This window comes from Micromonospora sp. DT44 (assembly GCF_049841635.1).
In the GTDB taxonomy this organism is placed as follows: domain Bacteria; phylum Actinomycetota; class Actinomycetes; order Mycobacteriales; family Micromonosporaceae; genus Micromonospora.
On the sequence record NZ_JBNCKS010000027.1, the window covers coordinates 24,956 to 45,929 of the forward strand.

Consider the following 20,974-nt stretch of genomic DNA (forward strand, 5'->3'; position numbering starts at 1 on the left):
GCTCCAGGTCGCAGCGCGACCTGGAGCCGTCGGAATCGAACAGTTGGTGAGGGAGGTTACGGGCGCTCGGCGTGCGCGCCCAGGTCGGCGAGCTTCGCCTCGAAGTCCTCGTAGCCCCGGTTGATCAGGTCGACGCCATACACGCGGGAGGTGCCCTCGGCCGCGAGCGCCGCGATCAGGTGGCTGAACCCGGCCCGCAGGTCCGGGATGACCAGGTCGGCGGCGTGCAGCTTGCTCGGCCCGGCGATCACCGCCGAGTGCTTGAAGTTGCGCCGGCCGAAGCGGCACGGGGTGCCGCCGAGGCAGTCCCGGTAGACCTGGATGTTGGCGCCCATCGAGTTCAGCGCCTCGGTGTAGCCGAGCCGCTGCTCGTAGACCGTCTCGTGGACGATCGACAGGCCACGGGCCTGGGTCAGCGCCACGACCAGCGGCTGCTGCCAGTCGGTCATGAAGCCCGGGTGCACGTCGGTCTCCAGCGCCACGGCGTTCAGCTCGCCGCCCGGGTGCCAGAAGCGGATGCCGCCCTCCTGGCCCGGGTCGCCCAGCTTCGGCGCGCGGGCGTCGGTGACCTCGTACTCGCCGCCGACGGACCGGAAGATGTTCAGGAAGGTCATCATGTCGGCCTGCTGGGCGCCGAGGACCTCGACGTGACCACGGGTGGCCAACGCGGCGGCGGCCCAGCTCGCGGCCTCGATCCGGTCCGGGATCGGCCGGTGGGTGTACCCGTGCAGCTTCGGCACGCCCTGGATCTCGATCACCCGGTCGGTGTGGACCTTGATGATCGCGCCCATCTTCTGCAGGATGCAGATCAGGTCGATGATCTCCGGCTCGACGGCGGCGTTGCGCAGCTCGGTGACGCCCTCGGCCATGACCGCGGTCAGCAGCACCTGCTCGGTGGCGCCGACGCTCGGGTACGGCAGGGCGAACTTGGTGCCGTGCAGCCCGTTCGGCGCGGACAGGTGCAGCCCCTCGGGCCGCTTGTCGACGGTCGCGCCGAACTCCCGCAGTGCCTGCAGGTGGAAGTCGATCGGACGCGGGCCGATGTGGCAGCCGCCCAGGTCCGGGATGAACGCGTGCCCGAGACGGTGCAGCAGCGGCCCGCAGAACAGGATCGGGATGCGGCTCGAACCGGCGTGCACGTTGATCTGGTCGGTGCTGGCGCTCTCCACGTTCGCGGGGTCGAAGACGAGTTCACCGTCCTCGGCGCCGTCGGTCACCTTGACGCCGTGCAGACCGAGCAGACCCCGGACCACCTCGACGTCGCGGATCTTCGGCACGTCGAACAGCCGGCTCGGGCTGTCGCCCAGCAGTGCGGCGACCATCGCCTTCGAAACCAGGTTCTTCGCGCCGCGCACGCGGATCCGCCCTTCGAGCGGAGTGCCTCCATGCACGACCAGGACGTCGTCGGTCAACGCAACCTCCAGCGCTTCGGTGCTGCTGTGTTGATGGTGGGGAGCGTGAACCTTGTCGCTACCCCGGATGCGGCCATCTCGAAACGGCCCGCTCGCGTCGTCGCTCCGGCAGCATAGCCCTCGGTGACGAAAAAGGACTCGGTCAGACCGGCGTGTGTGGCATTAATCGGTGATCCGGCACTTTTGTGTACCAGGGACGTCACGCATCGTGATCATGCGCCGGGCAGGGCGAGCATCTGGTCCAGCGCCACCCGCGCGTGGTGGGCGGTGTTGGCGTCCACCGTGATCTGGTTGACCACCCGGCCCGCGACCAGCTCCTCCAGCGCCCACACCAGGTGCGGCAGGTCGATCCGGTTCATCGTCGAGCAGTAACAGACCGCCTTGTCGAGGAACATGATCTGCTTGTCGGGGTGGGCCAGGGCCAGCCGGCGGACCAGGTTCAGCTCGGTGCCCAGCGCCCACGCCGAGCCGGCCGGCGCCGCCTCGATGGTCTTGATGATGTACTCGGTCGAGCCGACGTAGTCGGAGGCCGTGACCACCTCGTGCCGGCACTCCGGGTGGACCAGCACGTTGACGCCCGGCACCCGCTCCCGTACGTCGTTGACGCTGTCCAGCGTGAACCGGCCGTGCACCGAGCAGTGCCCCCGCCAGAGGATCATCTTGGCGTCGCGCAGCTGCTCCGGCGTGAGCCCGCCACCGGGCTTGTGCGGGTCGTAGAGCACGCAGTCGTCCAGCGACAGGCCCATCTCCAGTACCGCCGTGTTGCGGCCCAGGTGCTGGTCCGGAAGGAAGAGCACCTTCTGTCCCTGCTCGAACGCCCAGTCCAGGGCCCGCTTGGCGTTGGACGAGGTGCAGACCACGCCGCCGTTGCGCCCCACGAAGCCCTTGATGTCCGCCGAGGAGTTCATGTACGTCACCGGCACGGTGTCGCCCGCGATGCCCAGCTCGGTAAGCGTGTCCCAGGCGGCCTCGACCTGACCCAGCACGGCCATGTCCGCCATCGAGCAGCCGGCGGCCAGGTCGGGCAGGATCACCCGCTGGGTGCCGGTGGTGAGGATGTCGGCGCTCTCGGCCATGAAGTGCACGCCGCAGAAGACGATGTACTCCGCCTCCGGACGGGCCGCCGCCTCCCGGGCCAGCTTGAACGAGTCACCGGTCACGTCGGCGAACTGGATCACCTCGTCGCGCTGGTAGTGGTGCCCCAGCACGAAGACCTTGCTGCCCAGCTTCGCCTTCGCCGCCGTGGCGCGGGCCACCAGGTCGGGATCGCTGGGCGCCGGCAGGTCGCCCGGACACTCGACGCCGCGCTCGGTGTCGGGGTCGCTGCCCCGGCCGAGCAGCAGCAGAGCCGTCGCCGTGTTGGAGGGTTCCACCCAGGTCGAAGTCACGTAGCCCATGGTCCCACAGCGCGAGCGCGCCGCAGCTCCGCTCGGTGTGTGCTGCCACACTGCTCGCCATGCGCGTGCTGCTCTGCCCGGACAAGTTCGCCGGCACCCTGTCCGCACCGGAGGTGGCCGCCGCGGTCGCCGCCGGTTGGCGCACCGTCACCGACGAGGATGACCTGCTGATCCGGCCCCTCGCCGACGGCGGGCCGGGCTTCGTCCAGGTGCTCGCCGAAGCGCTCGGCGGCCGGCGGCTGCCGGTGTCGACGGTCGATCCGCTGGGCCGTCCGGCGGCGGGTGAGATCCTGCTCACCGCCGATGGCGCGACCGCCTACCTGGAGAGCGCCCAGGCGTGCGGACTGCACCTGCTCGCCGCCGACGAGCGCGACCCGAAGGCCGCCACGTCGTACGGGCTGGGTCTGCTGGTGGCCGCCGCCGTGGAGAGCGGGGCCCGGACGGTGGTGATCGGGCTGGGCGGCTCCGCCACCAACGACGCCGGCGCGGGCATGCTCGCCGCGCTGGGAGCGACTCCGCTGGACGGGACCGGCGCGGCGATGCCGTACGGCGGAGCCGCGCTGGCCGCGGTGGACGCGCTGGACGGCGTACCCCGGTTGCGGGACGCCCGGCTGGTCGCCGCCACCGACGTGGACAACCCGCTGCTCGGCCTGCACGGCGCGAGTAACGTCTTCGGTCCGCAGAAGGGCGCCGACCGGGCCGACGTGCTGCTGCTCGACGCCGCCCTGGAACGCTTCGCGGCGGTGCTGGAACGGGACCTGCCCGGCTGCCCGGCGGGCCTGGGCGCGCTGCCCGGCGGCGGGTCCGCCGGCGGCCTGGGCGCGGCGGTCCTCGCGCTCGGCGGCACCGTCGAGTCCGGTATCGGTCTGGTCACCCGCGCCAACCGGCTGGACGCCGCCCTGGACGCCGCCGACCTGGTGATCACCGGGGAGGGGTCCTTCGACCACCAGTCGCTGCGCGGCAAGGTCGTCGCCGGGGTGGCCGGGGCCGCCCGGGACCGTGGGGTGCCCTGCGTGGTGGTCGCCGGCCAGGTCAGCACCGGCCGGCGGGAGGCCGCCTCGGCCGGAGTGACCGACGCCTACAGCCTGGTGGAGCACTTCGGCGGCGAGGAGACCGGCGGGCTCGCCGCCGCGCTGAGCCGCCCCGCCGACGGGCTGCGCGAACTGGGCGCCCGGCTGGCCCGGCAGTGGAGCCGCTGAGCGCGCGCCACCGTCCCACCTGGGCCGGGGGCCCGCCACGCGGGTACGCCCGGCCGGGGCGGCGTACCATCGGAACTGGACCACAACCGGGAATCACTGGACGGCGCGCGACGTTGGCCAGTGCGTCCGGACCCAAAACCGCGCAGGGAGACTTCCACGTGACCACGCCAGCGCAGACCGAGTCGACCGAGGCCCAGGCCCCTACTTCCGTCGTCCTCACCGACGTCGCGGCGCAGAAGGTCAAGGCCCTGATCGAGCAGGAGGGCCGCGACGACCTGCGGCTCCGGGTCGCGGTGCAGCCGGGCGGCTGCTCCGGCCTGCGGTACCAGCTCTTTTTCGACGAGCGCTCGCTCGACGGTGACGTCGTCACCGACTTCGGTGGCGTCGAGGTCGTCGTCGACCGCATGAGCGCCCCCTACCTGGCCGGCGCGACGATCGACTTCGCCGACCGGATCGACGCCCAGGGCTTCACCATCGACAACCCCAACGCGGGCAACTCCTGCGCCTGCGGCGACTCGTTCAACTGAGTCACGCACCACACCAGCGAGAAAGGGGCCGTCCTTCGGGGCGGCCCCTTCGTCGTGACGAGCTGGTTTCCGTTGCCCGACGGACCGGGCACGCCCCGGTTACGGGGCCGGTAGGCTGACCGCGCCCCGCTCCCGACCCTGAGGTTGACATGAAGATCGCCGTGACCGGCTCGATCGCCACCGATCACCTGATGAGCTTCCCAGGTCGCTTCGCCGACCAGCTCATCGCCGATCAACTGCACAAGGTTTCGCTCTCCTTCCTGGTGGACGACCTGGTGCTCCGACGCGGTGGGGTGGCGGCGAACATCTCCTTCGGCATGGGGCAGCTCGGGCTGCGCCCGGTGCTGCTCGGGGCGGTCGGCGCGGACTTCGCCGACTACCGCTCCTGGCTGGAGCGGCACGGCGTGGACTGCGACTCCGTGCACGTCAGTGAGGTCGCGCACACCGCGCGGTTCGTCTGCACCACCGACACCGACATGTGCCAGATCGCCTCGTTCTACGCCGGCGCCATGAGCGAGGCGCGCAACATCGAACTGGCCCCGGTCGCCGACCGGCTCGGCGGGCTGGACCTGGTGCTGGTCAGCGCCAACGACCCGGCGGCGATGCTGCGGCACTCCGCCGAGTGCCGCACCCGCGGGTACGCGTTCGCCGCCGACCCCTCCCAGCAGCTCGCCCGCATGCCGGGCGAGGACGTGGTGGCGCTTATCGAAGGCGCCGAGTACCTCATGACCAACGACTACGAGAAGTCGCTGCTACAGAGCAAGGCGCAGCTGAGCGACGACCAGTTGCTGGACCTGGTGAAGGTGCGGGTCACCACGCTGGGCAAGGACGGCGTCGAGATCGCCGGTCGGGGTATCGACCCCATCCACGTACCCATCGCCCGGGAGATCCGGGCCGTCGACCCCACGGGTGTCGGCGACGGCTTCCGGGCCGGTTTCTTCACCGCGCTCTCCTGGGGTCTTGGCCTGGAGCGCGCCGCCCAGGTCGGCTCGCTGCTGGCCACGCTCGTCCTGGAGACGGTCGGCACCCAGGAGTACGACGTACGCCGCGACCTGTTCGTCAAGCGCCTCGCCGAGTCCTACGGCGACGTGGCAGCCGAAGAGATCCGCCCCCACCTCCTCCCGTAACCCCCACCCCGGTCCCCGCGCCGATCTTGCACTTTGTGGCGCCGTTTTGCGGCTGGTGTCCGCTCTTGTCGCCACCGAAAGTGCAAGATCGCGGGGGAGAGGGATGGCCGCGGGTCAGTGGGTGCGGCGGATGTCGTAGGCGGGGCCTTCTGGGCCGGTCACCGCGCCGAGGTACTCCTGGCCGCGCATGCGGCACCACGCTGGCAGGTCGACCGCCGCCGCCGGGTCGTCAGCGAGCACCCGGACGACCGTGCCGACCGGCACCTGCGGCATCCGCCGGGCCGCCGCGATCACCGGCAGCGGGCAGCGCTGACCCCGGCAGTCGATCACCTCGTCTGGCATCGTCACAGCCCGACCACCCCGGCGTCGGCCCGCAGGCCGGCGACGATCCCGGGCAGCTCGGTGAGGAACCGCTCGACGTCCTCCTCGGTGGTGTCTCGGTGCAGACTGACCCGCACGTTGCCGTGCGAGAGCACCCCCATCGCCTCCAGCACGTGCGACGGCCGCAGCGTGGACGACGTGCAGGACGAACCGGACGACACCGCGAACCCCCGCCGGTCCAGCGCGTGCAGCAGCGTCTCGCCGTCGACGTACAGGCAGGAGAACGTCACCAGGTGCGGCAGGCGAAGCACCGGATCGCCGACCACCTCCACGTCGGGCACCTCCGCCGCGACCCGCGTCCGGATCCGGTCCACCAGCGGGGACAGCCGGGCCGCCTCGGTGGCCGCGTCGGCCGCCGCCGCGCGCAGGCTCGCCGCCGCCGCCACCACCGCGGGCAGGTTCACCACCCCGGGGGTACGACCACCCTCCCGCTCGTCGGCCGGCCACGGTGACTCCCAGCGGGTGCCCTTGCGCACCGCCAGCAACCCCACCCCGGGTGGCCCGCCCCACTTGTGGGCGCTGGCGCTGAGCACCGACCAGCCGGCCGGCAGCGGCACCCGTCCGACCGACTGCGCCGCGTCGACGTACAGCGGCACCCCGACCTCCGCGCAGACGGCCGCCGCCTCGGCGACCGGCTGCACGGTGCCCACCTCGTGGCTGGCGCTGATCAGCGCCGCCAGCGCGACGCCGGGAGCACGGACGGCGTCCGACCAGCCGGCCAGGTCCAGCCGGCCCACCCGGTCGACCGGTACGGCGGTGGCGGCGCCGCCGGCCGCGACGTGCCGCTCGGCGGCGTGCAGGACGGCGGAGTGCTCGATCGCCGAGTGCACCAGGGTCGCCCCGACGCGACGCCGTCCGGCCAGCGCGCCGAGCACCGCGCCGTGGGCTGCCGTCGTACCGCTGGGGGTGAAGGACAGTTCGTCGGCGCGGACGCCGAGCGTCTGCGCGGCGGCCTCGCGGGCGGCGTCGAGCAGTTGTCGCGCGCGGCGTGCCTGGCTGTAGAGCTTCCCCGGGTCGGCCCAGCCGTCCTCCAGGGCCGCCAGCAGCGCCTGCCGGGCGACCGGATGCAGCGGCGCGGCCGTCGCCGCGTCCAGGTAGACCGGGGATGCGCTCACGGGTCCCCACGCTGATGCGCTCACGGGTCCCCACGCTATCGCGGCGTTATGCCCAGGATCCCCCCGATGGGGGCGGACAGTGACCCCACCACGGCCGAGTCCGTCATGGTCGAGTAATCTGCGACCGTCGGTGACGCCTTTGCCGTCGGTGCTGACGAACGACGCACCGCGGCGCGCTAGGGAGGCAGGACCAGGTGGTCGCAAGGAGTTCGGAGGTACGGCCGTCGGCCGTACGGCACGGTGCTGCCCCACGGGTCGGTGGACGCCGGGGACGTGGTGCCGGTCGGCTGGCCGGGCTCGGTCTCGGGGGCGTGGCGCTGCTGGTGCTGCTCACGGGCTGTGACGTCGGCAAGACGTTCGGCGGCTTCGGTTGGCCCCAGGGCGGCATCACGCCCGAGTCGCACCGGATGTACGACCTGTGGATCGCCTCCTGCGTCGCCGCCCTCGCGGTCGGCGTCTTCGTGTGGGGCCTGATCTTCTGGTGTGTCGTGCGGTACCGCAAGCGTGGCAACGCGCTGCCGGTGCAGACCCGCTACAACCTGCCGATGGAGTTCCTCTACACCATCGCGCCGATCCTGATCGTCTCCGTGCTCTTCTACTACACGGCGATCGTGCAGACCGACGTCGACAAGCTGTCGAAGAACCCGGACGTCACGGTCGAGGTCGTCGCGTTCAAGTGGAACTGGCAGTTCAACTACCGCGACGGTCAGGGCACGGAGGCCAAGACCACCGCGTCGACGCTGGGCACCAGCGAGGTCATCCCGGTGCTCGTGCTGCCGACCAACCGGTCCATCCGGTTCGAGGAGACGAGCCGCGACGTCATCCACTCCTTCTGGGTGCCGGAGCTGCTGTTCAAGCGGGACGTCATGCCGGGCAAGATCCGTAACGTCTTCGAGGTCTCCAGCCTGGACGCGGAGGGCGCGTACGTCGGCCGCTGCGCCGAGCTGTGCGGCAGCTACCACGCGTTCATGAACTTCGAGCTGCGGGTCGTCTCGCCGGAGAAGTACGACCAGTTCCTCGCGGCCAAGCAGGGCGGCAAGTCCACCCAGGAGGCGCTGGCCCAGATCGGCGAGGAGCCGTACGCCGAGACCACGAAGCCGTTCGACACCCGACGGACGCAGAGCAACTTCAGACCGGACAAAGCTCCGGCAGGAACGGGAAGCTGAGGCAGCCGCATGAAGACCGAGTGGCGTATCTTCCTGATCATCGCCGGGTTCCTCTTCGGCGCGACCATCCTCTACGGCGCCTGGACGCACGGTGAGTCCGGCAACATCGAGTGGGTGGGCACGGTTGCCCTGGCGCTGTCGTTCCTGCTCTGCTCGATGTGCGGTGGCTTCTTCTGGTTCGTCTCCCGCCGTATCGACCTGCGCCCCGAGGACCGGGCCGACGCCGAGATCGCCGACGGCGCCGGTGAGGTCGGCTTCTTCAGCCCGGGCAGCTACTGGCCGTTCGGTCTGGCGCTGGCCGCCGCGATCGCCGCGCTGGGCATGGTGTTCTGGCAGTTCTGGCTGATCGGTCTCGGCCTGGTGGCGGTCGTCTTCGCCGCCTGCGGCCTGCTGTTCGAGTACTACAGCGGCACCCGGCGCACCGCCGAGCACTGATCGTCCGACCGAACGAAGGCCCGCTCCCCCGGGGAGCGGGCCTTCGTCGTTCGGTGCGCTTGATCGACCCGGGTTCCTGGAATTCGGGGTGTCCCGGCGGCCCGGACACCGCGCCTTCGGTGATGTCGAGTGGATCTTGCAGCACGGGGGGCGGGCGCGGAGATTTGTCGGACCCGCGTGGGAAACTACAGGCGAGTAGTTCTCCGCTTCCGTTGTGCGTCGTTGTCACGCTCCGGGGGCGGTCGCCTGGAGTGAGAGGAGACGCCCGATGTCGCACCGCGATCTCTACTGCGACGTGTGCGAGGGCGTGACGCCGTTCGAGGCGCCACCCTGCGTCGACGGCCACGGCAGCGACTGTCCCGAACTGGTCTGCACCGGTTGCGGCGCGGCCGTGGTGATCACCACGTTCGTCGCGCCCGTCACCCGGCTGGCCGAGCGCCGCCGCCGCCAGCCCACCCGCCGCCACGCCGCCTGACCACGCCGCCTAACCCCCGCAGCACGCTTCGCGGCGCCTCGGGAGAGCGGATCAGGCGGTGGTCGCGGCCTCGGCCGTGGTGGTCGCGATCTCGATCCAGCGCTCCAGGACGCCCGCCGCCGCGCCCGAGTCGATCGACTCGGCGGCGCGGTCCAGGCCGGCGCGCAGCGCCTCGGTCAGGTCGCCGTCGAGTGGCCCCTGCGTCGCGAGCGCCGCCGCCGCGTTGACCAGGACCGCGTCGCGTACCGGGCCGGTCTCACCGGCCAGCAGGCGACGGGCGACACCGGCGTTGTACGCCGCGTCACCGCCGCGCAGGTCACTCAGGGTGGCCCGGGGTACGCCCAGGTCGCTCGCGTCCAGCACGGCCTCGCGTACGGTCCCGTTCTGCGCCGCCCAGACGCGGGTCGGCGCGGCGGTGGTGAACTCGTCCAGCCCGTCCTCGCCGCGCATGACGATGGCCGAGTCGCCGCGCGCGGCGAACACGCTTGCCATGACCGGCGCCATCCGGGAGTCGAAGCAGCCGACGGCGCCGGCCCGGGGGCGCGCCGGGTTGGTGAGCGGGCCGAGGAAGTTGAAGAAGGTGGGTACGCCCACCTCGCGGCGAACGGGTCCGGCGTGTCGCATCCCGGGGTGAAAGCGAGCCGCGAAGCAGAACCCGATGCCGGCCTCCTCGACGCAGCGGGCGACCTGCTCGGGGCCGAGATCCAGCGGGATGCCGAGGAACTCCAGCAGGTCGGCGGTGCCGCACAGGGATGAGGCGGCCCGGTTGCCGTGCTTGACGACGCGTACGCCCGCGCCGGCGACCACCAGCGCCGTCATCGTGGAGATGTTGACCGTGTGGGCGAGGTCACCGCCGGTGCCGACGACGTCGAGCGCAGTGCGGCGCAGCTCCTCCGGGAGGACGACCGGCACCGAGCGGCCCAGCATCGCCTCCACGAGACCCGCCAGTTCGGCAGGGGTCTCGCCCTTGGCCCGGAGCGCCACCGCGAACCCGGCGATCTGCACCGGGCTCGCTGAACCGGTCATGATCTCGTCCATGGCCCAGGCGGTGTCGGCGGTGGACAGCTCCTCGCCGCGCAGCAGCGAGTTGAGCAGGTGCGGCCAGGTCCGATCGCCCATGGCGGGCCTCCCGAGCGTACGAAGTGCGGGTGGGCTGGAACCGGCGCAGGCTCGGCCGGCGCCGTGTCGGTGCCGGTGACGCGGGGACGTCAGGCGGGTGCGTGCGTCCGCAGCAGCTCGGCGACCGTGCCGCCGGTGGTCACCGGGTCGAGCGGGTGCACCAGCGTCGCGTCGACCTCGGCGTACGCGGCGAGCCATCGGTCCGCGGCGCGGGCGATCACGAGGCAGGTGGGAGGCGCGTCGTCCCGGTCGTCCTTGATCTGCCGGGCGATGCCGATGCCGCCGCCGGGGCTGGCCTCGCCGTCGAGCAGCAGCAGGTCGATCTCGTAGTCGTCGACCAGCCGGATGGTCTCGGCGTAGGTCGACGCGTCGACGAACTCGATCCGCAGGCCGGGCGCGGGCCGGGTGCCCACGGCGAGCCGCATCCGGTCACGGACCTGCGGGTCGTCGCTGTAGAGCAGGACGGTGCACAGACGCTCACTCATGCCGACACTCCGCTTCCAACCTCGTAGCTGCCCGCCGATCGTACCGGCCGACGTGACGTACCTGACACGCCGCCCGCTTCCCGCACGTCGGGCGTGCCGTCTGCGCAGCTCAGGCCGTTGTGGCTTCGGCCGCGCGGTCGCGCGCCTCCTGGCGGTCCAGCTCGCGGTCGACGCGGCGGGCCTCCCGCTCGGACTGCTTGACCCACTGCACGACCAGCACCGCGAGCATGGTGACGCTGACGAACTCGCCGCCGGCCCAGAGGATGCCGCCGGCGACCACCTGGTCGGCCTTGGGGTCGGACCAGCTCAGGTTGAGCGACGGGTACCAGTCGCCACCGAAGAGCGTGGTGCTCTGCATGATGGTGAGCCCGAGCACGGTGTGGAACGGCACGGAGAGCAGCATCAGCAGCGCCCGCGCCGGATACGGCCAGCGGCCCGGCAGCGGGTCGAGGCCGAGCAGCGGCCAGAAGAACACGCAGCCGGTCATGATGAAGTGCGCGTGCACCAGCTCGTGCGCCCAGGCGTGCTCCAGCGTGAAGCGGTACAGGTCGCTGAAGTACAGCGCGAACGGGTTGACCACGAAGATGGCGAACGCGACCAGCGGGAAGCTGTAGACCCGGGCGATCCGGCTGTGCACGATGGCCAGGAGGCGTTTGCGTGGCCCGACCGGCAGGGTCCGCAGGGCCAGCGTCATCGGCGCGCCCAGCGCCAGGAAGATCGGCGACACCATGGAGAGCACCATGTGCTGGACCATGTGCACCGACAGCAGCGCGGTGTCGTAGGCGTGCAGCCCACTGACCGTGACGAGCGCGATGCCGCCGAGGCCGGGGCCGAGGAAGAAGACGGTACGGGCGACCGGCCAGCGGTCGCCTCGGATGCGCAGCCGGTGCACCCCGTACAGGTAGAGGCCGGCGGCGAGCACCAGGCCGAGGGCCAGCCAGCTGTCCAACCGGGTCTCGGTCAGGACCGCGCCGATGGTGAACGGTGGCGGGGTCGCCTCGGCCCCGGCGGCCAGCGTCGACGGGCCCGCCGAGGTGGCCGCGAGCACATCGGCCGGGACGACCGAGGTGGCGGCGAGGATGGGATCGACGTGCAGCACGCTTTTCAGGCTAGGCCAGGCGAACCGGACCCTGACGCCCGGGCCACGGAAGGCGCAGGTTTGCCACCCCGCTGATCGCCGGCCCCGGTCAGGGGCAATAATGACGGCGTGACTGCGGCCCCAGCCATTGACAAGAGCCGGATCCACTCTCTGACGCGACCCAACATGGTCAGCGTGGGGACGATCGTGTGGCTCTCCAGCGAACTCATGTTCTTCGCGGCGCTCTTCGCGATGTACTTCTCGATCCGCGCGGCTGCGCCGGAGCAGTGGGAGAAGCACACCGAGTCGCTGAACATCCCGTACGCGACCACCTTCACGGTGATCCTGGTGCTGTCCTCGGTGACCTGCCAGCTCGGCGTCTTCGCGGCGGAGAAGGGTGACGTGCACGCGCTGCGCCGCTGGTTCACCGTCACCTTCGTGATGGGCCTGATCTTCGTGCTCGGCCAGGTGAACGAGTACCGCCACCTGGTGGAGGACGGCGTCAGGATCAACGCCGACGGCTACGGCTCGATGTTCTACCTGACGACCGGCTTCCACGGCCTGCACGTGACCGGCGGTCTCATCGCCTTCATCATCTTCATGGTCCGCACGACCATGGGCCGGTTCACCCCGGCGCAGGCGACCTCGGCGATCGTCGTGTCGTACTACTGGCACTTCGTCGACGTCGTGTGGATCGGCCTGTACGCCATGATCTACTGGCTTCAGTGATCTTGGCGCGTCACGAACCGCGCCGCTGCTCCGTCCCCTGAGACAAGGTCCAACCGGTTAAGGACACAGCTCATGACTTCTGACAACGACCGCCGACGCGGCCTGCTCGCGCGGTTGCGCGGGCGGCCCGCCGCGCGCAGCAGGGGCCGCCGCCGGCTGGGCGCCGCGGTCCGGCTGATCGCGGCGCTGATGCTCGCCGGCGGCGCCTACACCGTCTTCGCGCCCGGTGCGCAGGCGCAGGACAATCCGCCGCTCACCGGCGCCGCCGCCGAGGGCAAGGCGCTGTTCGACGTGAGCTGTGTGACCTGCCACGGACGCAACGCCCAGGGCGTCGAGGGCCGCGGGCCGAGCCTGATCGGCGTCGGCGCGGCCTCGGTCGAATTCCAGGTCAGCTCGGGCCGTATGCCGCTGGCCCGCCAGGAGGCCCAGGCGCACCGCAAGCCCCCGGTCTTCACCGACGAGCAGACCCGGCAGCTCGCCCAGTACATCCAGGAACTCGGCGGCGGTCCGGTCGTCCCGGGCACCGAAGAGGACCTGCACGAGAACGGCAACGTCGCGGCCGGCGGCGAGCTGTTCCGGATCAACTGCTCGCAGTGCCACGCCTTCGGCGGTGGCGGCGGTGCGCTCTCCTCGGGCAAGTTCGCCCCGAGCCTGCACCCCGCGACGGACCGGCAGATCTACGCGGCGATGCTGAGCGGCCCGCAGAACATGCCGGTGTTCGGCGACAACCAGATCACTCCGGAGCAGAAGGCCGACATCATCGCCTACATCCAGGAGACGCTGAAGACCGACCAGGACCCGGGCGGGTTCAACCTCGGTCGGTACGGGCCGTCCACCGAGGGCCTGGCGATCTTCCTGGTTGGCATCGTGGCGCTCGTGTTCGCTAGCCTGTGGATTGCGGGTAAGTCGTGACCGAGCGGATCTTCAGTTCCACCGCCGTGGTGCCGCTCGGCGCCACCCGTAGCGAGGTGACGGCATGAGCACGCACACCGAGCACCAGGCCTCGCAGGGCCCGGAGCCGCTCGACGTGAACGACCCCAGGCTGAGCCGGTTCGACATCGTCCGCGAGGGCGCGCGCCGGGACGACATCGAGATCGTCCACTACGAGCCGCAGGTGCTGCCGGGCACCAAGGCGGAGCGTCGGCTGACCCGCGTGGTGGCCGGGTTCTTCCTGATCACCGGTCTGGCGGCGACCGCCTTCCTGGCCATCTACATCTGGTGGCCGTGGCAGTACGAGCCGGGTCGCGGCGGCGACAAGTTCTACACGCCGCTGCTGGGCGCCACCCTCGGCGTGGCCCTGCTCGCCGTCGGCTTCGGCATCCTGACCTGGGGCAAGAAGTTGTTGCCCAAGGAGGTCTCGATCCAGGACCGGCACGAGGGTCAGGTCGACTCCGAGGGTCGCACCATCACCGGCCAGACCATGCTCTACCTGGCCGATGAGATGGGCATCAAGCGTCGTCCGCTGCTCGGCATCTCGCTGCTGGCCGGTCTCGCGCCGGTCGCCGCGGTCGCTGCGGCGCCGCTGGTCGGTGGCCTGATCTCCCAGCCGCACAAGAACAACCAGATGTTCACCACCGGGTTCGCCCCGACGGAGAACGGGCAGAAGATCCGGCTGGTCCGCGAGGACGGCCGCCCGGTCCGCCCGGCGGACATCAGCGCCGGTGGTCAGCTGACCGTCTTCCCCGGCATCGAGCACGGTGTGAGCAACCGGCACGCCGACTCGCCGACGTTGCTGATCCACCTGCGCGACGCGGACGCCCAGAAGTCCCGCGAGGCCAACTCGCGCCCCGGCGTGAAGCACCACAAGGACTACATGTGGGGCAACTACGCGGCGTTCTCCAAGATCTGCACGCACGCCGGCTGCCCCGCCAGCCTCTACGAGCAGCAGACCAACCGGCTGCTCTGCCCGTGCCACCAGTCCCAGTTCCTGATCACCGACAACGCCCGGCCCGTGTTCGGCCCGGCCAGCCGGTCGCTGCCGCAGCTGCCGATCGAGTTGGACTCCGAGGGTTTCTTCGTGGCGAAGTCCGACTACACCGAGACCGTCGGGCCTGACTTCTGGGAGCGGCCATGAAGCGTCGAAAGTTTGACCTGGCGGCCACGCCGGGCAAGGCCGCGGCGGGGGTGGACGACCGCTTCGCGGTGGCCACGCCGCTGCGCAAGCTGCTGAACAAGGTCTTCCCGGACCACTGGTCGTTCCTGCTGGGCGAGATCGCGCTGTTCTCGTTCATCGTGCTGCTGCTCACCGGTGTGTTCCTGACCTTCTTCTACGAGCCGGCGATGACCGAGGTGGTCTACGACGGCAGCTACGCGCCGTTGCAGGGCACCCCGATGTCCGCCGCGTACGCCTCCAGCCTGGACCTGTCGTTCGACGTCCGGGGCGGTCTGGTGATGCGGCAGATGCACCACTGGGCGGCGCTGCTGTTCATGGCCGCGATCGTCGTGCACATGCTGCGGGTGTTCTTCACCGGCGCCTTCCGCAAGCCGCGCGAGACCAACTGGATCATCGGTTCGCTGCTGTTCTGGGTCGGCTTCCTGGCCGGCTTCACCGGCTACTCGCTGCCGGACGACGGCCTGTCCGGCACCGGTCTGCGGATCGCCTCCGCGATCATGCTGTCCATCCCGGTGGTGGGCTCGTGGGTGACGTCGTCGGTCTTCGGTGGCGAGTTCCCCGGCACGATCATCATCAGCCGGTTCTTCATCGCCCACGTCCTGTTGATCCCGGGCCTGCTGCTCGCGCTGATCAGCGCCCACCTGGGTCTGGTCTTCAAGCAGAAGCACACCCAGTGGCCCGGCCCCGGCCGGACCAACAACAACGTGGTCGGCGAGCGGATGTTCCCCCGCTACGCGCTGAAGCAGGGCGGCTTCTTCATGGTCGTCTTCGGCGTCATCGCGCTGCTGGGCGGTCTGTTCCAGATCAACCCGATCTGGCTGTTCGGGCCGTACGAGGCGTGGGTGGTCTCGGCCGCAAGCCAGCCCGACTGGTACGTCATGTTCCTCGACGGCTCGACGCGACTCATGCCGGCGTGGGAGATCAACATCCCGATCGGCGACGGGTACGTCATCCCGCCGCTGTTCTGGCCCACTGTCGTGCTGCCCGGCATCCTGGTCGGCCTGTCGACGATGTACCCGTTCCTGGAGGCCCGGCACCTCAAGGACCGCAAGAGCCACAACCTGCTCCAGCGGCCCCGCGACGTTCCGGCCCGTACGGCCGTGGGCGCCATGGCCGTCGCCTTCTACATCGTGCTGACGCTCTCGGGCGCCAACGACGTGATCGCCGACAAGTTCCAGATCAGCCTGAACGCGATGACGTGGGCGGGCCGGGTCGGTCTGCTCCTGGTTCCGCCGCTGGCGTACTACGTCACCTACCGGCTCTGCCTGGGTCTGCAGCAGCACGACCGGGAGGTGCTCGCGCACGGCGTCGAGACCGGCATCATCCGGCGTCTGCCGGACGGTCGGTTCGTCGAGGTCCACCAGCCGCTCAGCGCGTCGAACGGGCACGCGGACGGCCACGGTGAGCTCGAGTACGTCGGCTGGGTGGTACCGAAGAAGATGAACCGGCTCGGGGCCCTCGGCCCGGCGGTCCGGGGCTTCTTCTACCCGATCGAGAAGCCGGTCGAGGCGCCGGTCTCGCCGGGTCACCCGCCGGTCGAGCCCCGGGGAGATCGTGCGGAGATCGGCAGCGGCGAGAGCCGCCGCTGACCTCCCGACAGCACCGTCACGTGACGCCCGCCGGACTTCCGGCGGGCGTCACGCCGTTTCCGGTGTCCGGTCGCCCAACCGAGGAGGAGTCGGACGGGCACGGCGGGACCGGCCGACCCCGCGCGCCGGGCGATCGCAGGAATAACCCCCGTGAGTCGGGTATCCGTGCGATCCAACGTCTCTAGGGGGGGAAGCATGTTGGGTCTCAAACGCCTCGGCCTGTTGGCCGCGCTGGTGCTGGTGGGTGTCGCGCCGGCAGCAGCCGCCCAGGCAGCGGCACAGCCGTCGACGCAGGACACCCAGTATCTGCAGGCGGTGCACCAGGTCAACCTTTTCGAGATCACCGCCGGTGACCTGGCTCAGCAGAAGGGCCAGAACCAGGGGGTCAAGGACCTGGGCGCGATGTTCAAGACCGACCACACCCAGCTGGACCAGACGGTGCAGCAGACCGCGTCGCAGCTCAACGTCCAGCTGCCGAACGAGCCCACGACCGATCAGCAGGCGGTCATCGACAAGCTGAACAACGTCAGTGGCGCGGAGTTCGACCGGCTCTGGGTGACCAGTGAGCTGGCCGGTCACGTCCAGGCCATCCAGGCCACCCAGACGGAGATCTCGCAGGGCTCCGAGCAGTCGGTGGTCCAGTTGGCCCAGACCGCCCTGCCGACGCTGCAGGCGCACTACGACGAGCTGGTCCAGCTGGCCAACCAGTTGGGCATCCCGGTCCCGCAGACCAGCGCCAGCGGCACGCCCAGCCCGGGCACCTCGTCGCCGGCTCCGGGTGGCGTCACCGAGTCGCCGGCTCCGAGTGGTGGGATCACCGAGTCGCCGGAACCGGGCCTCGGCACCACCGAGCGGCCCGCTCCCAGCGAGAGCTGATCTCGCGGTAGCGCGACGGCCGGTCCACCCGTGCGGGGTGGGCCGGCCGCGGCACGTTCCGCCCTGGCCGCGCACGCGGCCCGCGCGTCAGTCGGCGTCGGCGAGGCCGATCGCGAACGTCTCCTCAAGGTCGAGCTTCGAGTACGCCCGGAACGCGATGTGCGACTCGGTGTTCAGCACGCCCGGCACCTTGGAGATGCTGCCCGCGATGACCTGCGCGATCTGGTCGAACTCGCGGACCCGGACGATGGCGATGAGGTCGACGTGCCCCGCCACCGAGTAGACCTCGCTGACGCCGGGGACGTTGGCCAGGGCATCGGCCACCTCGGGGATCGCGTCGGTGGCGCAGTCGATCAGCACGATCGCGGTGATCACGGGGCATTTCTCCGTTCGTCGGCGTCGTCGCCCATGCTAGACCTGCACCGTCCCGTCGTCGCCGAAGCGGATCACGTTCCGCAGACGCTCGTCCTCTCGTACGGTCGCGCCCGGCCAGATCACGCTGCGCCGGACGTCGCCGTCCACTCGGGCGTGGGCGCCGACCACCGATTCGACGCAGTTCCCGGGCACTGTGGCGGACTCGTCGACGAGCACGCCGCCGGCCGCCGCGTGCAGGTTGGCCGCCAGGTAGTCGGCCGGCGTCCCGGTGTCGTAGAAGGTGCCCGCGTACGGCACCACGTCGAGCGCCCCGGCCGCCTCCGCCGGACGCCACACCGCGCGCACCAGGTCGGACATGACCACCGGCAGGTCGCGGACCAGTCGCCACGGCAGCAGCGAGAAGCCGGTGAAGCAGTGCCCGGCGAAGGTACCCGGCGCGTGCGGGTCGGCGGCGGGCTGCCCGAGCAGGCGTACGGAGTCCCGGTCCCAACCGTCGAGCAGCGCGGCCACGTCGGGGCCCGGCGCGGTGGCCGGATCGGCCAGGTACGCGTCGGCGTTGCCGACCAGGACCGGTCGGCCGTCGATCCAGTCCCGCAGGTTCGCCACCCCGCCCGCCGTGCCGAGCGGGTCGCCGGGCTCCACCGACAGGTGGGCGCGGTCGCCGACGTGCGCGACCACCTGGTCGGCGAGGTAGCAGGCGTTCACCGCGACCCGTGCGGGACTCCTCAGGCCCAGACCGGCCAACCGATCCAGGGCCCGATCCAGGAGCGGCACGTTACCGACCGGGCAGAGCGCCTTGGGCACCCGTTCGGTGAGTGGGCGCAGCCGGGTGCCCTCGCCCGCGGCGAGCACGACCGCGCAGACGTCCACCGGCCAGCTCGCCCTGGTCATGGCGCGGTGTCGGGCACCGGCGGCGGGAACTGCCCGGCCAGCGGCCCGATGTCGTAGTAGGCGAGCAGCCGCGCGGTCGGCCAGGTGAGCTTGGGCAGGTCGTCCAACCGATGCCAGGCGGCCTCGAAGACCTCCCCGCCGTCCACCACCAGTTCGGTGCTGGACGCCGGCACCTCCGCCTCGAAGACCATGTCCACCCAGCCCTTGGCGTGCACGATCGCGTTCGGCACGGCGGGGCGCAGCCGGGACGGCGGCAGCCGTACGCCGGACTCCTCGAACAGTTCGCGGGCCGCGCCCACGACCGGGGGCTCACCCCGGTTCAGCAGGCCGGCGGGGAGCGACCAGCCCTTGCCGGGAGGCTGGCGCAGCATCAGCAACCGACCCGCGCCCGTCGCCTCGGTGTCGCGGACCAACGTGACCGCGCCGACGATGTACTTCGGTACGGCGAGCCGGACCAGACGCCGGCGCACCGGCAGCGGCAGCCGGTAGAAGGCCTGGTAGAAGACGGCCCGACCGGTGGCACGGGAACGGGGGATCATTCCTTGAGGCTAGTGGTCACGAATGTCCCTCGGACGAGCTGGGGCACGCCGGAGTCACTGTCGATGGTCGACCAGTTCGATGAGCTGGCGTACCACGGCGTCCGGTTCGATCACCCGGTCGAAGACCGCGACGAGCAGGGTCTCCAGGTCGGGGTAGCCCAACTCCTCGGAGAGCCGCAGCAGCGGCAGGTCGCTGGCGAGGCCCCGGTTGTGCTGGCGCAGGGCGAGACCGATGGTGGCCCGACCGAGGCGCACCTTGTCGCTGATCGTGATGCCCGGCTCGGTGTGCTCGGCGAACCACCTGTTGATCTGCATCTGCGCGTGCGGCGACTTGACGAAGTCCAGCCACTCCTTGCGCGGGCCGCGCGGGGCGGCGGCCTCGAAGCCGTTGTCGGCGTCGTTCTCGGTGAAGATCTCCACCACGTCGCCCTCGTCCAGTTCCGAGCTCAGCGGCGCGAGCCGGCCGTTGATGCGGGCCGCGAGGCAGTGGTCGCCGCGATGATTGCCCAGCTCGTACGCCAGGTCGACGGGTGTGGCGCCGGCCGGCAGCACCACCTGACGGCTGTCGGCGAAGACCTGGATCTGGCCCTCGGCGAGGTCGCAGCGCAGCGACTCGTAGAACTGCGCCGGGTCGGCGGCCTCCGGCTCCCAGTCGAGCACGCGGCGTAGCCAGTCCAACTGCTCGGCTCGGGCCGCCGCGCTGCGGCTGCCCGAGCGCGGGAAGCGGAAGTCGGCGGCGATGCCGTACTCGGCCGCGCGGTGCATCTCCTGGGTACGGATCAGCACCTCCACCGTACGGTCCTGCGGGCCGCAGACGCTGGTGTGTAGCGAGCGGTAGAGGTTGTTCTTCGGCGAGGCGATGAAGTCCTTGAAACGGCCCGGTACCGGCCGCCACGTGCCGTGGATCGCGCCCAGCGCCGCGTAACAGTCGGTGGCCGGGCCGTCGACCACCACCGAGATGCGGGGCAGGTCGTACGGCGCGGTGTGGCCGCCGGCGACGGTGTCCTTCCAGATGGAGTAGAGATGCCGGGGACGGGGGCTCACCTCGGCGTCGACCCGGCTGCGCTTGAGCGCGGCCCGGGCGCGGTTGACCACGGCGTCGAGGTAGGCCTCCCAGCCGGGCCGGTCGTGCACGTGCCGGGCCAGCCGGGCGTGCTCGTCGGGCTCCAGGTGCAGCAGCACCACGTCGTCCAGCTCACGTTTGAGGGTCTGGATGCCCAACCGGTCGCAGAGCGGGACCAGGACCTCCTGCGTCTTGCGGGCGATCCGCTCCCGGGACGCCGCCGAGCGCACCCCGAGCGTACGCATGTTGTGCAGACGGTCGGCCAGCTTGATGATCAGCACCCGGACGTCCTTGGCCGCCGCGACGATCATCTTGCGGACCGTCTCCGCCTCGGCGGCCTTGCCGTAGAACGCCTTGTCGAACTTGGTCACCCCGTCGACCAGGTGGGCCACCTCGTGGCCGAAGTCCTCCGAGAGCGCCTGGAGGGTGTAGCGGGTGTCCTCGACCGTGTCGTGCAGCAGCGCCGCGACCAGGGTGGTGGTGTCCATGCCCAGCTCGGCGCAGATCTGCGCCACCGCGAGGGGATGGGTGATGTACGGCTCGCCGCTCTTGCGGAACTGCCCGCGGTGCATGTTCTCCGCGATCGTGTACGCCCGGCGCAGCACCGCCGGATCGGTGCCGGCGTGGATGCCCCGATGGGTGCGGACCAGGTGGGTGACCGGGTCGGAGTCGGTGGTCGGCCAGGTGAGCAACGACCGCAGTCGGCGGGTCAGGGGCAGCTCGCCCGACTGGGTCGGCAGGGCGCCCCCCAGGGCGGCGCCGTGTCCGGCGTCGACGTCCACGAGGGACACCTCCTCACCCCGGCTCCGCGATCACCGGACCCGGTGAACGGAGCAGGCCCACGAAACGGGCAGGACTGCACTTCCTTAACAGCCTAAGCGAG

At 71.0% G+C, this 20,974-nt stretch carries 22 protein-coding genes; 11 read left to right on the plus strand and 11 right to left on the minus strand.

Features of this window, described 5'->3' with window-relative positions; translation table 11 throughout:
* Positions 1-56: 56 nt before the first annotated feature.
* Together murA and nadA are read right to left on the minus strand one after the other, a co-directional pair.
* Positions 57-1,412, minus strand: a complete 1,356-nt coding sequence (gene murA / locus ACLQ25_RS17125; protein ID WP_203177790.1) for a UDP-N-acetylglucosamine 1-carboxyvinyltransferase — start codon at positions 1,410-1,412, stop codon at positions 57-59.
* Between the two features lie 212 nt (positions 1,413-1,624).
* Positions 1,625-2,800 (minus strand): quinolinate synthase NadA, encoded by a 1,176-nt coding sequence (nadA, locus tag ACLQ25_RS17130; protein ID WP_425731864.1) that lies wholly within the window; start codon positions 2,798-2,800, stop codon positions 1,625-1,627.
* 68 nt (positions 2,801-2,868) lie between these two features.
* Here nadA and ACLQ25_RS17135 point away from each other — a divergent pair, with 68 nt between their 5' ends.
* The 3 genes from ACLQ25_RS17135 (at position 2,869) to ACLQ25_RS17145 (ending at position 5,662) form a co-directional block, all read left to right on the plus strand.
* On the plus strand, positions 2,869-4,008 hold the full coding sequence (locus tag ACLQ25_RS17135; protein ID WP_425731865.1) for a glycerate kinase: 1,140 nt from the start codon (positions 2,869-2,871) through the stop codon (positions 4,006-4,008).
* A 158-nt stretch (positions 4,009-4,166) separates the two neighbouring features.
* The gene (gene erpA, locus ACLQ25_RS17140; RefSeq protein ID WP_282257478.1) at positions 4,167-4,535 is read left to right on the plus strand and encodes an iron-sulfur cluster insertion protein ErpA; all 369 of its coding nucleotides are present in this window, start codon (positions 4,167-4,169) and stop codon (positions 4,533-4,535) included.
* Between the two features lie 149 nt (positions 4,536-4,684).
* Positions 4,685-5,662: a carbohydrate kinase family protein gene (locus ACLQ25_RS17145; RefSeq protein WP_425731866.1), complete on the plus strand. Its 978-nt coding sequence runs from the start codon at positions 4,685-4,687 to the stop codon at positions 5,660-5,662.
* 114 nt (positions 5,663-5,776) lie between these two features.
* Here ACLQ25_RS17145 and ACLQ25_RS17150 read toward each other — a convergent pair whose 3' ends face one another.
* Together ACLQ25_RS17150 and ACLQ25_RS17155 are read right to left on the minus strand one after the other, a co-directional pair.
* Complete coding sequence (locus ACLQ25_RS17150) at positions 5,777-6,010, minus strand: sulfurtransferase TusA family protein (protein WP_425731867.1); 234 nt, start codon at positions 6,008-6,010, stop codon at positions 5,777-5,779.
* Entirely contained in the window at positions 6,007-7,158 is a 1,152-nt protein-coding gene (locus ACLQ25_RS17155; RefSeq protein WP_425731868.1) for a cysteine desulfurase family protein, read from the minus strand. Before ACLQ25_RS17155 ends, ACLQ25_RS17150 begins: the two co-directional genes overlap by 4 nt.
* Before the next feature lie 194 nt (positions 7,159-7,352).
* Between ACLQ25_RS17155 and coxB the strand changes: the two genes are divergently transcribed.
* The 3 genes from coxB to ACLQ25_RS17170 all read left to right on the plus strand — a co-directional run bounded on the left by coxB (position 7,353) and on the right by ACLQ25_RS17170 (position 9,234).
* Positions 7,353-8,324, plus strand: coding sequence for a cytochrome c oxidase subunit II (gene coxB, locus ACLQ25_RS17160; protein ID WP_425731869.1), 972 nt, complete (start codon positions 7,353-7,355; stop codon positions 8,322-8,324).
* Positions 8,325-8,333: 9 nt separating this feature from the next.
* Positions 8,334-8,759: a cytochrome c oxidase subunit 4 gene (locus ACLQ25_RS17165; RefSeq protein WP_355049377.1), complete on the plus strand. Its 426-nt coding sequence runs from the start codon at positions 8,334-8,336 to the stop codon at positions 8,757-8,759.
* A gap of 268 nt (positions 8,760-9,027) precedes the next feature.
* Positions 9,028-9,234, plus strand: coding sequence for a hypothetical protein (locus ACLQ25_RS17170; RefSeq protein ID WP_425731870.1), 207 nt, complete (start codon positions 9,028-9,030; stop codon positions 9,232-9,234).
* 51 nt (positions 9,235-9,285) lie between these two features.
* Here ACLQ25_RS17170 and trpD read toward each other — a convergent pair whose 3' ends face one another.
* The 3 genes from trpD to ACLQ25_RS17185 form a co-directional block, all read right to left on the minus strand.
* Positions 9,286-10,353, minus strand: a complete 1,068-nt coding sequence (gene trpD, locus ACLQ25_RS17175; RefSeq protein ID WP_425731871.1) for an anthranilate phosphoribosyltransferase — start codon at positions 10,351-10,353, stop codon at positions 9,286-9,288.
* Between the two features lie 89 nt (positions 10,354-10,442).
* Positions 10,443-10,838 (minus strand): hypothetical protein, encoded by a 396-nt coding sequence (locus ACLQ25_RS17180; protein ID WP_425731872.1) that lies wholly within the window; start codon positions 10,836-10,838, stop codon positions 10,443-10,445.
* A 109-nt stretch (positions 10,839-10,947) separates the two neighbouring features.
* On the minus strand, positions 10,948-11,937 hold the full coding sequence (locus ACLQ25_RS17185) for a cytochrome c oxidase assembly protein (protein ID WP_425731873.1): 990 nt from the start codon (positions 11,935-11,937) through the stop codon (positions 10,948-10,950).
* Between the two features lie 108 nt (positions 11,938-12,045).
* On the opposite strand from ACLQ25_RS17185, the gene ACLQ25_RS17190 reads away from it, so the two are divergent.
* The 5 genes from ACLQ25_RS17190 (at position 12,046) to ACLQ25_RS17210 (ending at position 17,223) form a co-directional block, all read left to right on the plus strand.
* Positions 12,046-12,645 carry an aa3-type cytochrome oxidase subunit III gene (locus ACLQ25_RS17190; protein ID WP_357126727.1) on the plus strand — a complete coding sequence of 200 codons (600 nt, stop codon included), beginning with the start codon at positions 12,046-12,048 and terminating at the stop codon, positions 12,643-12,645.
* A gap of 72 nt (positions 12,646-12,717) precedes the next feature.
* Positions 12,718-13,557, plus strand: a complete 840-nt coding sequence (locus ACLQ25_RS17195) for a cytochrome c (RefSeq protein ID WP_425731874.1) — start codon at positions 12,718-12,720, stop codon at positions 13,555-13,557.
* Between the two features lie 64 nt (positions 13,558-13,621).
* A complete protein-coding gene (locus ACLQ25_RS17200) occupies positions 13,622-14,719 on the plus strand; it encodes a cytochrome bc1 complex Rieske iron-sulfur subunit (protein WP_396799125.1) in 1,098 nt (365 codons plus the stop codon).
* Positions 14,716-16,347, plus strand: coding sequence for a cytochrome b N-terminal domain-containing protein (locus ACLQ25_RS17205; RefSeq protein ID WP_425731875.1), 1,632 nt, complete (start codon positions 14,716-14,718; stop codon positions 16,345-16,347). The genes ACLQ25_RS17200 and ACLQ25_RS17205 overlap by 4 nt, the downstream gene beginning before the upstream one ends.
* A 195-nt stretch (positions 16,348-16,542) precedes the next feature.
* A complete protein-coding gene (locus tag ACLQ25_RS17210) occupies positions 16,543-17,223 on the plus strand; it encodes a DUF4142 domain-containing protein (RefSeq protein WP_355049386.1) in 681 nt (226 codons plus the stop codon).
* A gap of 87 nt (positions 17,224-17,310) precedes the next feature.
* On the opposite strand, the gene ACLQ25_RS17215 is transcribed toward ACLQ25_RS17210, so the two are convergent.
* Genes ACLQ25_RS17215 through ACLQ25_RS17230 form a run of 4 tightly spaced genes read right to left on the minus strand, consistent with a single transcriptional unit; the run spans position 17,311 to position 20,873 of the window.
* Entirely contained in the window at positions 17,311-17,598 is a 288-nt protein-coding gene (locus tag ACLQ25_RS17215; protein WP_355049387.1) for an Lrp/AsnC family transcriptional regulator, read from the minus strand.
* 36 nt (positions 17,599-17,634) lie between these two features.
* Positions 17,635-18,489, minus strand: coding sequence for a sugar phosphate nucleotidyltransferase (locus tag ACLQ25_RS17220; RefSeq protein WP_425731876.1), 855 nt, complete (start codon positions 18,487-18,489; stop codon positions 17,635-17,637).
* Complete coding sequence (locus ACLQ25_RS17225; RefSeq protein ID WP_396799128.1) at positions 18,486-19,028, minus strand: NUDIX hydrolase; 543 nt, start codon at positions 19,026-19,028, stop codon at positions 18,486-18,488. Before ACLQ25_RS17225 ends, ACLQ25_RS17220 begins: the two co-directional genes overlap by 4 nt.
* A gap of 54 nt (positions 19,029-19,082) precedes the next feature.
* On the minus strand, positions 19,083-20,873 hold the full coding sequence (locus ACLQ25_RS17230) for a RelA/SpoT family protein (protein ID WP_425731911.1): 1,791 nt from the start codon (positions 20,871-20,873) through the stop codon (positions 19,083-19,085).
* Between the last annotated feature and the right edge of the window lie 101 nt (positions 20,874-20,974).